Origin of the sequence: Psychrobacter immobilis (assembly GCF_904846235.1) — a bacterium.
GTDB lineage: Bacteria > Pseudomonadota > Gammaproteobacteria > Pseudomonadales > Moraxellaceae > Psychrobacter > Psychrobacter immobilis_C.
The window spans coordinates 42,027-54,464 of record NZ_CAJGZN010000013.1 but is presented as its reverse complement, the minus strand read 5'-3'; the positions used below and the strand labels follow the sequence as shown (position 1 = coordinate 54,464).

At 42.6% G+C, this 12,438-nt stretch carries 10 protein-coding genes; 8 read left to right on the top strand and 2 right to left on the bottom strand.

Annotated elements, in window-relative coordinates; all coding sequences use genetic code 11:
- Positions 1-29: 29 nt before the first annotated feature.
- From JMX07_RS09745 to gluQRS, 6 genes are all read left to right on the top strand, one after another.
- Entirely contained in the window at positions 30-608 is a 579-nt protein-coding gene (locus JMX07_RS09745) for a Fur family transcriptional regulator (RefSeq protein WP_201607683.1), read from the top strand.
- Positions 609-680: 72 nt separating this feature from the next.
- On the top strand, positions 681-1,478 hold the full coding sequence (locus JMX07_RS09740) for a metal ABC transporter ATP-binding protein (protein ID WP_201607681.1): 798 nt from the start codon (positions 681-683) through the stop codon (positions 1,476-1,478).
- Between the two features lie 113 nt (positions 1,479-1,591).
- Positions 1,592-2,395: a metal ABC transporter permease gene (locus JMX07_RS09735; RefSeq protein ID WP_101205961.1), complete on the top strand. Its 804-nt coding sequence runs from the start codon at positions 1,592-1,594 to the stop codon at positions 2,393-2,395.
- A gap of 316 nt (positions 2,396-2,711) precedes the next feature.
- A complete protein-coding gene (locus JMX07_RS09730) occupies positions 2,712-3,551 on the top strand; it encodes a metallophosphoesterase (protein ID WP_201607679.1) in 840 nt (279 codons plus the stop codon).
- Positions 3,552-4,043: 492 nt separating this feature from the next.
- Positions 4,044-4,481, top strand: coding sequence for an RNA polymerase-binding protein DksA (gene dksA, locus JMX07_RS09725; protein WP_057762021.1), 438 nt, complete (start codon positions 4,044-4,046; stop codon positions 4,479-4,481).
- Positions 4,482-4,711: 230 nt separating this feature from the next.
- On the top strand, positions 4,712-5,719 hold the full coding sequence (gene gluQRS, locus JMX07_RS09720) for a tRNA glutamyl-Q(34) synthetase GluQRS (protein WP_227684771.1): 1,008 nt from the start codon (positions 4,712-4,714) through the stop codon (positions 5,717-5,719).
- A 132-nt stretch (positions 5,720-5,851) separates the two neighbouring features.
- On the opposite strand, the gene JMX07_RS09715 is transcribed toward gluQRS, so the two are convergent.
- Positions 5,852-7,048: an FtsW/RodA/SpoVE family cell cycle protein gene (locus tag JMX07_RS09715; protein WP_182176715.1), complete on the bottom strand. Its 1,197-nt coding sequence runs from the start codon at positions 7,046-7,048 to the stop codon at positions 5,852-5,854.
- Between the two features lie 277 nt (positions 7,049-7,325).
- Positions 7,326-8,750 carry a UDP-N-acetylmuramoyl-L-alanine--D-glutamate ligase gene (gene murD / locus JMX07_RS09710; protein WP_201607678.1) on the bottom strand — a complete coding sequence of 475 codons (1,425 nt, stop codon included), beginning with the start codon at positions 8,748-8,750 and terminating at the stop codon, positions 7,326-7,328.
- A gap of 701 nt (positions 8,751-9,451) precedes the next feature.
- Between murD and JMX07_RS09705 the strand changes: the two genes are divergently transcribed.
- Together JMX07_RS09705 and JMX07_RS09700 are read left to right on the top strand one after the other, a co-directional pair.
- Entirely contained in the window at positions 9,452-10,951 is a 1,500-nt protein-coding gene (locus JMX07_RS09705) for a SulP family inorganic anion transporter (RefSeq protein WP_201607677.1), read from the top strand.
- A 174-nt stretch (positions 10,952-11,125) separates the two neighbouring features.
- Entirely contained in the window at positions 11,126-11,980 is an 855-nt protein-coding gene (locus tag JMX07_RS09700; protein ID WP_102092102.1) for a universal stress protein, read from the top strand.
- Positions 11,981-12,438: the final 458 nt, after the last annotated feature.

Sequence of the window (12,438 nt, the reverse complement as noted above, 5' to 3'; positions counted from 1 at the left end):
TTACCATGCTATTTTTAGGAGCTTGTACCATGTCTATTACTTCATCGATTTGCGAACATTTGCATGATGTGCAAGATCTGACTCCGCATGATGTTCATGAACGCTTAGCAGCAGCTAAAGAGCACTGCCGTGTAAATGGCGCGCGCTTTACGCCTTTGCGTCAGCAGATATACCAATTGGTCTTAGAGGCAGATCAGCCCGTCGGCGCTTATGACCTAATCACTCAGTTGCAGCAAATGCGATTATCTATACCTGATAACAGCGATATTCAAAAAGTAGCGAGCTCACCAACACTGTCAGTAGACACTAATACAACCAAAAAACAAGCGCCGAAAAATGTCGCGCCGCCAACGGTTTATCGCAGTTTAGAATTTTTGCTAAGTGAAGGGTTGATTCATCAGTTGACCTCTATCAATGCTTATGTTCCTTGCTGTCATCCTCGCGCCCAGCATACAGCCGCATTTTTGATCTGCGATCAGTGTCAACGAGTGCAAGAATGCAGCAGCCTACCCGTTCAAGAAATGATGAGCTTTGCCGAGCAAGATGTGGGGTTTGTGGTTGAGCGTAGTGTCATTGAGCTTAGCGGTCGTTGCCAAGCTTGTCAGTAAGGCTACTGTGGTTCGTGTAAACGTTTTAAGCATGATTCGTCGATTGTCTATTTAACTATGCGTTGTCATATTATGAATATCTCTACCCTACCTTCTAATCAGTTAAATACTACTGTTGCGAATAGCAGTACTGTGAGTAATGCTGACAAATTATTGAGCTTAAACAATATCAGTTACCATATTGGGCCTCAACGTCTGCTCTCTCACATCGATATTGACATTGCTGTTAATGAGACGGTCAGTCTTATCGGTCCAAATGGTGCTGGTAAGTCAACGCTAGTCAAACTTATTTTAGGTTTAATTGAGTCAACTGATGGCTCTATGACAGCACATCAGCCGCTACAGCTTGGCTACGTACCGCAGCGATTTGCTGTGCCACCAATATTGCCACTGCGTGTCTGCGATTTGTTAGGGCAAGCAGATAAGAAACGTTTAACCCCCGAGCAGCGGCAGTTTATCTTTGATAACTTATCATTAACCCATCTACTGTCACGGCAGATGTTGCATTTATCAGGTGGTGAGACGCAGCGCGTACTATTGGCCAGAGCGCTACTAGACAAACCCAACTTGCTTATTTTAGACGAGCCGATGCAGGGTCTCGATCCCGATACTGAAGTTTGGCTATACCAGTTTATTGACGAGCTGCCTGATTTCTTACGTTGCGCCATGCTGGTGGTGTCTCACGATTTGCATTGGGTCATGAAAGGCAGCCGCCGTGTCATTTGTTTGAATAAGCATATTTGCTGTGAAGGACAACCAAGCGAGCTGGCTATTAGTACTGAATTTCAAAAGCTATTTGGTCATCATTATGAGCAGCCATACGTGCATCAGCCCCATGCCTGTGAACACCATGCACCAAGCGAGTTATAGCGTTAGTAATCAAGGCTCAAAATCGCCAAAATCCAGCTCATTAAAGCCAAAACTATTAAACATATAAATAATACGGCTTTACTCTTTTATAAAAAATTTTACGGACATTCATTATGACTGCTTGGTTAGCCATCATTGCGCCTGCTTGGATCGCTGGCAGTATATTAGCGTTATTATCAGCGCCGTTAGGTTGCTTGGTATTGTGGCGGCGCATGGCGTTTTTCGCCGATGCCTTAGCTCATGGCACGTTGCTAGGTGTGGCTTTGGCTGTGTGGTGGCAATTACCAATGGGTATCGGCATTGCATTGGTCAGTGTCATGGTCGTACTGGGACTGGTCTTGATTGATGATGAGCGTCTGCCAGTGGATGCTGTATTGGCAGTCGTGTCAGTGTCGCTCCTGTGCCTAGGCTTACTGGCTTTGACCCAATTGACTGACCAACAGGCCAATGTGCTCGGATTTTTATTCGGCAATTTGCTAGATCTCGATTGGGCAGATTTGCCTTTGCTTGCTGGTAGCGTATTAGCTGGCTTGGGACTGCTTATCTACATTTGGCCTGCGCAAATCAAGCTGGCAACGCATGAAGCATTGGCACGTATTCAAGGTATCAACCCAACGCGGCAACGGCTGTTTTTTATGGGTGTACTGGCAGGGTTTTGTGCGATTGCACTACAAGCGGTTGGCAGTTTATTAATCAGCGGTTTATTAGTGCTACCTGCACTGACCGCACGTCTATGGTCGGCATCGCCAAAACAAATGGTGATTATAGCGTTGATAATCGCTCAACTGGGTGTGACACTTGGTGTGTGGGGCAGTATTTGGCTAGATATTCAAACAGGTCTTTCTATCGTCTTGATATTAGCTGCTTTATTTTTTACTGCACTCATTTTTTCAAAGTTAATAAAGATAAAACTTTAGTTAGCGTCGCTGTAAATACGTTATAATAAATAAAACATGACTGTTTTTCGCTATCTTTTTGTTCAACTTTATTTTATTAATATAATGAATACTTTAGCTCGATAATACTATAAGGTGGCTCTAGACTTTAAATTTGCTATTGCTAGTTGATAGTATAAATATCGTTGATTAGAGTCAAAGTAAGCTCAAGGCAAACGCTGTGCTCTTTTATAGTAGATTAATAATAATTATAAAGACCCAGTGAAAAATAGTAGCTCATTTATCCATACTCGCGCTAACAATACTTATTGTTGTGACTCGATAAGGGACTGAACCAATGCCAAACTATCCTGCCAATAAGTTAAGCACCTCTGATAAAACGATAAATATTTTACAGATTACTGATTTGCATTTATCGACGCCTGTCCTTGTTGATGAGAGTAATACCTATACTGATGACATGACTTGTCAGCGTAGCTTTGAAGCGGTTCTCCAACAAGCGCTTAGTGAAGATATTCGCTGCGATTTGATTATTGTAACCGGTGACTTGGTCAATCGAGTAAAGTCCTCAATTTACGATCATATCTTTACTGTATTACAAGCGACTCAGATTCCTTTTGCTTGTATTGCTGGTAATCACGATGTGACGGACGAGAATGGTAAGGACTTGCCATTTTTTCAGCGAGAGCTTGTCGCTCAGCCTGCTGACTCACGTTTGTTAAGTCGTCATGTCATTGAAACTGAATACTGGCAGCTGTTGTTATTAGACTCATCTATTTCTGGTAAGGTCGCAGGCCAGATTACGCCTACTGATATCAATTGGTTATGTGAAAGACTTAGCACCTGTGATAAGCCAGCATTAATCGCCCTGCACCACCATATTGTTCCAGTTGATTCTGACTGGATTGATACCCATATGGCAGAAAACACTGAGAGTTTTTGGCAGCATATGGCACCATTTGAACAGCTACAAGTGGTGATCAGTGGGCATACTCACCAAGAGCAAGTTCGACTGCGCCAAGGCGTCACGGTGTATAGCACGCCATCTACCTGCTATCAGTTCAAACCTTATGAAGATGATTTCTCTTATGATGAGCATGCTTTACCAGGATATCGCTGGTTGCAATTAGCCAACAATGGAACAGTTGCAAGCTGGGTTGAAAGACTGGATACTTGATGCCCAGAATTATTGGTACTAGTAAAAGCTATAGCCCTTTATAATTATAGCTTACGCCAATATTTTTTGATAAAAAATACAGTAATAAACAAATAAAATATGCATTCAATATAAAAAATCACTTCATTATTATTACAAACAATGATACAACTTATGAAATAAAGCAAGGGTGGCCCAATATCTGATATGAAGCCACTGCAAGATAGCTAGGATGGCCCATTAACCACAAGCTCAGTTTTCACAATCAATGACCTACGGCATGCTTTAGACAGTATTATTCAAACCGAAGTTTATATAACAACCTATCTAACAATCGGTATATAACTGTCAAGATATAAAGTCTACGATATTATTTGATCAGCTGTGTTACTTGTATTACCAAGTGGTGAAACGTTTGATAAAAGGACAAATTGTAGCGTTTGTAGCATTAATAACGTCTTGTCTTTTGATACGTCGTTTTATTGAATTAATTTGAAAAAGTAGGATACCCATATGAGCACCCTGACCACGAATCCGAGTGAAGTTAAATTTACTCCTTATGTGCCGGCCAAAGACGAAGAGTATATGTCTGATGCGCAGTTGGAGCACTTTAAGGCTATTTTATTGGATTGGAAAAACCAACTGATTGGCGAAGCGGATCGTACCAAAAACTACATCCAAGATGAGTCAAGCGCCATGCCAGACATCAATGACCGTGCCACTCAAGAAGAAGAGTTTGCATTGGCATTACGTACTCGTGACCGTGAGCGCAAACTTATCCGCAAAATCGACAAATCTATGTTAGAAATTGAAAATGACGACTATGGATTTTGTGAGACTTGTGGTGTAGAGATTGGATTACGTCGCCTTGAAGCACGTCCAACCGCAACTCAATGTATCGACTGCAAAACCTTATCTGAAATTAAAGAACGTCAAAACCAAGGCGCTTAGATCAGATATTACAGATATAAATGTCAGCAGAAGCGACCTTATAATAGGTCGCTTTTTGTATTTTAGACTGTCACTATTTTGTTGCGTTACTGACTTTGCTCTGATAAATACAATCGCCTGAATAATGACAGTACTAACAAAACAATCTCATTTAATGAATATCTTTTGATACTCATATTTATTATTCTATCTTTATTACCTTTTATAGACAGCCATTTATTTTGAAAACAATGCCTACCACCATGCCGACTCAAACGCCACCATCACAGCCCATTGGGCGCTTTGCGCCTTCACCAACGGGTGAGTTACATCTCGGCTCTTTAACCACCGCGCTTGCCAGCTTCTGCCATATTAAATCAATCGGTGGTAAATGGCTGTTGCGTATGGAAGATACCGATACTGAACGTTGTGACAGACAGTTCACTGAGCAAATTTTGATGGATCTTGAGGCCCTTGGGCTACATTGGGATGGTGATGTTATTTATCAGTCTGAGCGCATTGATATCTACAACGATTATCTATCATCATACCTAGGGCCGTTGACCTATGGCTGCCAATGCTCCCGTAAAGACTTAGAACAGTACTGGGCGCAAGAAGGGATAAGTAGAAACCATAGTCTTGCTAGCTTAGCTGCGCTGACCGACCAGACATCGTTAGACGAACAAGTTTCATCAATTAGCCAAGTACAGCCAAATCGGCAGCGCTATCCGCGGCGCTGTGTGGCAGCTGACCTTGATAGACAGCAGCATAAGCTACGTATTCAGCTACCAGACTATCGGATTGGGTTCAATGATGGTATTCAAGGACTACAATGGGATAATCCGCAGCAGACATTAGGCGATATGGTTGCTCGCCGCCAAGATGGTATGATTAATTACATACTGGCAGCCAGTCTCGATGATGGTCTACAGCAGGTTACTCATATCATGCGTGGCCTTGATATTCTACCTATGACGACGGCGCAAATCGGTATCATGCAAGCCGCGCGCCTACCTACTATTGACCAATGGTATCATCTGCCATTGATTAATAATGCTGATGGCCAAAAGCTCTCTAAGCAGAACCTTGCTCAACCAATCGATACGTCAGATCCGAGCCAACTTATTGCTGAAGCACTATCGCTATTACAGCAACCAAAGGTCGATATCGATACCCCAGAAAATATGCTTAAACAAACTATTGCTCAATGGGATAACACCCCACTACAAGGCAAGCAACAGTTAAACCTTACCTATTAATAAGAGTTCAAAAGCTATAAATAGACAATAAAAAACGCCACCATTTGTGACGCTTTGATGCCAATCGTACTGGGCATGATTTACCGAAATTTTAAAGTTACATGACATTCAGCCAATTATAGGCAAAGCCTATTAGTAATAACGGCATTGGCTTTTCTCGATTTCAGGGCTTTCTTTATATATCTTTAATAATAGCGCAACCATAACCAAGCTAATCAACATAGACGATCCACCATAACTAAAGAATGGCATAGTGAGACCTTTGGTTGGAATGGCACCCATATTCATTGCAGCGTTAATAATAGTCTGGGCAATAAATACTACACCGATTCCGAAAGCAGTATAGCTCATGCGCATTTGACGACGTTTCAGCGCGTTGTAACTGATCCTCATCGCACTACCGATGATCAGCGCTTCAAGTATCAGTACCATGCTGACACCGACGAACCCTAACTCTTCACCCGTAATGGCTAATAAAAAGTCCGTATGCGCCTCAGGCAAATGCGACAGTTTCTGTACACTTTCGCCATAGCCGACACCTGTGAACTGGCCACGACCAAAGGCGATCAAACTACGTGCCAACTGATAATCAGTATCTTGCACATCATCAAATGGATCCATAAACGACATCACACGCACCAATCGGTACTCTGCCGTAGTCACCATCAACACTGCACCGCCAACAGCAGCAGCACCCAAGGCTAAGAAGTGCTTGTAAGGTGCCCCAGCGATATAAAAAATCGCGAACAGCGTACCAATAATGACGACAAAAGAACCAAAGTCTGGCTGCGACAATAGCAGTATCGTGATCAGCGCCACTACCAACATAATTCGTAAGAAACCATCTAGGCCATTACGAACCTCAAAAGATCGACGCACCACAAAGTCAGATACAAACACAATCATGACCAATTTGGCTAACTCAGCTACCTGAAAGTTAAAACCGCCTACCGTAAGCCAGCGCTTAGAACCATTAATTGGTGTGCTAAACAGTGTGGCAACAAGTAATAGCCCTGTGATGCCTAACAAAGCAAACTGGGTCTCGGTCTTATATAGGGTGCGTAAAGACACGCCATAATAAGGAATGACCGCAACAATTAAGCCAATCGTCATATACAACAGCTGATTTTTGAAAAAATACAGCTCTGTCATACCGCGGCTAAGCGCAAAAGGGATAGAAGCAGAAGCAACCATCAGCAGACTAAGCACCATCATACAGCCGACGCTTGATAATAAAATTGCACGCGCTGACGGCATAGACAGAACCCCGTCTGAGCCAGAGGTTTGCTTGGTTTGGGGCGAGGAACGAAAAAAAGAAGAGAGCGCCATAATTTTATATACACTAACAAACGAAAAAACACGGCGTCTATGAAACGCCACCGTTTAAAAAATCATAAAGTAAATCGTACTAGATAGATGATAGAAAGCCCTTAACCATCGGCAAACGCCTGAGCTAGCACCTATTTCAGTAATCAAGATTATATGCTTGACAGTAGCAGCAATCTATAAGCAAAACAATCATTTATCCAGAAAATACTGGCTGTTGCTAGAGAATAGACATCTGCTATGCCAACCTATATAGCTGCTTAATATATTCGACTACCTATCAAGCTTCTAATTGTGCGGTGTCTAATTGCTTGACCAGTTGGCTAAAGTGTTCACCGCGAGCCGCATAACCACTATATTGGTCAAAGCTGGCGCAGGCAGGTGACAGCAATACAGCCTGTACTTGCGATAAACTACTGGTAGTGACTTGTTGGATAGTCGCAAATGCATTCTCTAATGTCTGACACTGATGTAGTGCAACATCATCACTCAGTTTCGCAGCTCTTAGATGTTGTTCAATCTTCTGACCATCTTCACCAATGAACAAGACTTGGCTCACGTATTGATTGATAAAAGGCGTTAATTCACCGAACTGTTGCCCTTTGCCTTGCCCGCCTAAGATCAATAGTAGCTTACCGTCTTTTGGTGCATAGACTGCACCCAAGCCTTCGATAGCGGCCATGGTCGAACCAATATTGGTGCCTTTAGAGTCATTGAAATAATCAATGCCAGCAGCGTTAGCCACATATTGGCAGCGGTGTTCAAGACCTGTGAACTGCTGTAAAGTGGTCAGCATACTCTCTAGCGGCAATCCTGCAAGCTCACCAAGTGCCAGAGCCGCTTGCGCATTCAATAGATTATGACGACCTTTAATCAACAGTTTGTCTGCCGACAGTAATCGTTCTGTACCACGAGCAAGATAAGCTTGGCCCTCTGTGTCGGTAATCAGACCATACTGACCTTTATCAGGGGCATGAATACCCGTACTAATTCTCGGTAGGTTGTCTGCGACCAATGGACGAGTCAGTGCATCTTCGCGGTTAATCATTACCGACTTGGCACCTTGGAAGATACGGTGTTTGGCTTGATGATAGCCAAGCATATCTCCATGACGATCTAAATGATCAGGCGACATATTAAGCACAGTCGCTACCTTTGCGCCCAAGTTGGTAACGGTTTCTAATTGGAAGCTAGACAGCTCAAGCACCGCAAGCTCCATATCAGTATTATCTAGCAATGTTAAAGCGGGTACACCGATATTGCCGCCGACACCCACATTAACGCCAGCATCTGCCGCCATTTGACCAACTAGCGTAGTGACCGTACTTTTAGCGTTAGAGCCTGTAATTGCTACGATGGGTACGGTACACGCTTCACAGAACAGTTGAATATCACTAACTACAGGAATATTGGCTTGGCGAGCAGCAGCTACTGCGGCAGTTTCAAGAGAAATACCTGGGCTAATAATAATACGTGCCGCTTGCTGCAATAAATCGGCATCTATCGCACCAAACTGACGAATCTCAATCTCGGCTGGCAACTGATCGGCCAATTTAGGGGTAACTTGAGCATCAGTGACTGCGACTTGATAGCCTTGCTTGGCCAGATAATGCGCGACTGACAATCCAGACTGCCCCAAACCGACCACGACTTGTAGACCACTACCCTTATGAAGTAAGGCTTCTGTTGCTGTATTAGTGGTCATATCTATTCCTTCTATTAAACGAGAAAAGTTGTATCAAATAAATCTGCTGTATAGCGACTCTAATCGACACCGCTAAGATGTGCAGCATCTTAACGCCATCGTTCAGATTTCGGTACTGATTTTTTATGAGTTTATGCTATTATTCGCCTGTTTTTATATTAAGTGGCTAATGCTATAATAGTCAGCTTGATTAATATTTATCAGTATTTTGCTGAGCACATTGCTCAAGCATTTTAGTTTAGCATGTTGTCACATTTATCGCGCGATTGTCACGTCTCTTCATCAACGATTCTCGTTGTAATAAGGGTGTATCAGACAATTTTGATAATTTGACGAGTGATATATCACCTTCTACTACAGCAAGTGATTGCTGACTCTATATATTATTGTAGGTACATCTATCTAGTTGCCTATTTTAAGCAATCTTTTAAAAAATATTTTTAGGTAATTTACTGCCCTTATCATCGTATTGATTATTGATGAGCGTATTTTTGATACCAAAAAAATCAGTAGCTACTTTGGTTATTAGTTAGAGACCTTAGTTAGATATTTTGGTTATTAGTTTCTCACAATTCAACACAGCAACATGACCTAGTGCATGTTGAAGTAAAAGAAAAATGAATAGCTATTATTAGCGACGCGATCATTTTATAAATGAGTAATGATTACTTTTTTTGCCTCTAACCCTATGTAGTTTACTTATGACATCTTTTATTGATAACTTGCGTGACGAGTGGTTTTCCAATGTTCGCGGTGACGTTTTATCGGGTTTGGTTGTAGCCCTAGCCCTTATTCCAGAAGCCATTGCCTTTTCCATTATCGCTGGTGTTGATCCAAAGGTTGGCTTATATGCCTCATTTTGTATCGCGGTAGTGATCAGTTTTGTCGGTGGTCGTCCAGGTATGATTTCGGCGGCGACTGGGGCAATGGCACTGGTAATGGTCGATTTGGTCGCTGATCATGGCTTGCAGTATCTGCTTGCTGCGACTCTGTTATGCGGTGCCATTCAGGTTGTCATGGGCATCCTAAAGCTCGGCAACTTGATGCGCTTTGTTTCTCGCTCAGTGGTTATCGGTTTCGTCAATGCTTTAGCAATACTGATTTTTGCTGCGCAATTACCAGAACTGAACCCCATGACTGAGCGTGTTGGCACGACCGTTTATATCATGACGGCAGCTGGTTTGGCGATTATTTATCTGTTTCCCCTTATTCCTAAAATCGGTCGCATCGTTCCTTCACCGCTTATTTGTATTGTAGGTTTGACCGCTGTTGCAATGTATATGAATCTTGACATTCGCAACGTTGGCAGCATGGGTGATTTGCCAGATTCATTGCCAGTATTCTTGTTGCCTGACATTCCATTAAACCTAAATACCTTGCTGATTATTGCACCATACTCTATCGCGCTTGCCATCGTTGGTCTTTTAGAGTCTATGATGACAGCAACGATCGTCGATGAATTGACCGATACCCCAAGTGATAAAAACAAAGAGTGTCGTGGTCAAGGTATGGCTAATGTCGTGTCGGGTTTCTTTGGTGGTATGGCAGGCTGTGCGATGATTGGCCAGTCAATGATTAACGTCAAATCGGGTGGTCGTACGCGTCTGTCTACTTTGATGGCCGGTGTTGTTCTTCTTATTATGGTCGTGTTCTTGAGCGAATGGGTCAGTCAAATTCCAATGGCAGCCTTGGTTGCAGTCATGATTATGGTATCGATTGGTACGTTTAATTGGCAATCTATTCGCGAGTTTAAAACGCATCCAATGTCATTTAATATCGTTATGCTAGCGACTGTATTGACTACCGTCTTTACTCACAACTTAGCTTACGGTGTCGGCGTAGGTGTCTTACTATCTGCTTTGGCATTTGCCAATAAAATTGGTCAGTTCCTAACCATCTTTAGTGAATATGATGACAGCAGCAACACTCGCTACTATTATGTTCAAGGACAGGTATTCTTTGCCTCTACTACCCAGTTCTTACATGGTTTTGATACCAAAGAGGCTGTAGATAGTATTCAGATTGATGTAAGCCAAGCACATTTTTGGGATGTTAGCGCTGTTGATACCTTGGACAAACTAGTGATGCGCTTGCAACGTGAAGGTATTGATGTCAAAGTGGTAGGACTCAACAATGCGAGTCGAACACTGATTGATCGCTTCTCTGTTCATGACCGCCGAGACATTGGCTTGTTAGACTAAGCGAAACTGTTAAGCGAATCTACGCGGTTGCCATATGGCTATATTCTTAGTCCATGGCTGATGTATCGGATATTAATAGACAGTTATATTAGTAAAAGGGTTGGATGTATTTTGCATACGCCAACCATAAACTGAGATAGCCGATTTTTATTATTAAAATGATGTGGTCGTTTTATGAGTAATTTAAAACCAGATAGTGTGATTGCTTGCTTGGACTGTCCTGATCATGTTCAAGCGGTACTAGAGGCCAGTATGTGGGCTTCTATTCGCCTGCGCGCGCCTGTTGGCTTATTGCACTCGATGCCAAGCTTGCAGCAAAAAGCCGCCATTAATTATTCTGGTTGCCTCAATATTGATGATGAAAACGCTTTGCTCGAACAGTTCACATCCAAAGAGCATTTGAGCAATTGTGAGCTAAAAGCGCAGGGCCGACTGCTATTATCTCAAGCTACCTCGTATTGTGAGCAGCAGCGCCATAAGCTAAAGACATATACATTGCATCGTCATGAGAACCTCAATCAGAGCATTGATTACGTCGATGACCAAGCACAATTGATCGTTATAGGGCATCATGTCACTTGCAAATCTACACTGAGCCAACTTATTCGAGTCAGCCACTGCCCTATTTTGGTGACACATGCACCATTTTTGCCCCCTACTACTGCTTTATTTGCGTTTGATAACAGTCCAACGTGCCATAAACTACTAAATTGGCTGTGTAAAACGCCACTGGTGCGTGCACTAACGGTTCATATTGTGATGGTTGGCAAGGAAACTTCTGATAACTGTGATGCGTTGCGTGAAGCCTATGCCAAGCTCAAACAGGCGGGTATCAAATCTAAAAAGACATTGCTTGACTGCCGTGATGTAGCTGCGGCTTTGAACTACTATCAAAACCAACATGATATCGGTTTACTTATGACTGGGGCTTTTGGCCAATCTCGTCTACGCGAATTACTACAAGGTAGCGACACTAAAAAGCTATTGGTCAGCACAAAAACTCCTTATCTACTATTTCCTAAAGCATAACGACATATATATCAACACGTCCAAACCCTTTATCTACCTAAGCGCAGGGGTCTGACTACTATGTTAGGCTCTGACGCTTATCTCTATTTTCTCTCTACCTTCCCGCCATTCATCTTTGATACGCTTGCATGAAAAGGCCAAGCTAACGACCAAACTCAAGTTAGCAAATCGTCACATGAAATAAAGGGATAGCCTCCCCAAGCACTCAAAAAGTTGGTTATAATAAAGTTTTCGTTAACCAAATGCTAAAGATTGATTCACCTTTATTATGCTTGTAGCGATGGCTCTAATCGTTGCATAGTAACCCATACTCTATGTTACTACTGTTATTACTTTTTAATGAACAACGCCAACTCTACCTCCCCCCTTGAGTAGGTTGGCACAGTTCTTGAATAACTTACAGTAAGCAAGGCAGAGATATGATGATGCACCATAGTACTTCTATCAATCTGCGGCAT

Bases quoted from the DNA above. Each gene is read 5' to 3' on its own strand.
- JMX07_RS09745 (WP_201607683.1), top strand. From the start codon at position 30: ATGTCTATTACTTCATCGATTTGCGAACATTTGCATGATGTGCAAGAT.
- JMX07_RS09740 (WP_201607681.1), top strand. From the start codon at position 681: ATGAATATCTCTACCCTACCTTCTAATCAGTTAAATACTACTGTTGCG.
- JMX07_RS09735 (WP_101205961.1), top strand. From the start codon at position 1,592: ATGACTGCTTGGTTAGCCATCATTGCGCCTGCTTGGATCGCTGGCAGT.
- JMX07_RS09730 (WP_201607679.1), top strand. From the start codon at position 2,712: ATGCCAAACTATCCTGCCAATAAGTTAAGCACCTCTGATAAAACGATA.
- dksA (WP_057762021.1), top strand. From the start codon at position 4,044: ATGAGCACCCTGACCACGAATCCGAGTGAAGTTAAATTTACTCCTTAT.
- gluQRS (WP_227684771.1), top strand. From the start codon at position 4,712: ATGCCTACCACCATGCCGACTCAAACGCCACCATCACAGCCCATTGGG.
- JMX07_RS09715 (WP_182176715.1), bottom strand. From the start codon at position 7,048: ATGGCGCTCTCTTCTTTTTTTCGTTCCTCGCCCCAAACCAAGCAAACC.
- murD (WP_201607678.1), bottom strand. From the start codon at position 8,750: ATGACCACTAATACAGCAACAGAAGCCTTACTTCATAAGGGTAGTGGT.
- JMX07_RS09705 (WP_201607677.1), top strand. From the start codon at position 9,452: ATGACATCTTTTATTGATAACTTGCGTGACGAGTGGTTTTCCAATGTT.
- JMX07_RS09700 (WP_102092102.1), top strand. From the start codon at position 11,126: ATGAGTAATTTAAAACCAGATAGTGTGATTGCTTGCTTGGACTGTCCT.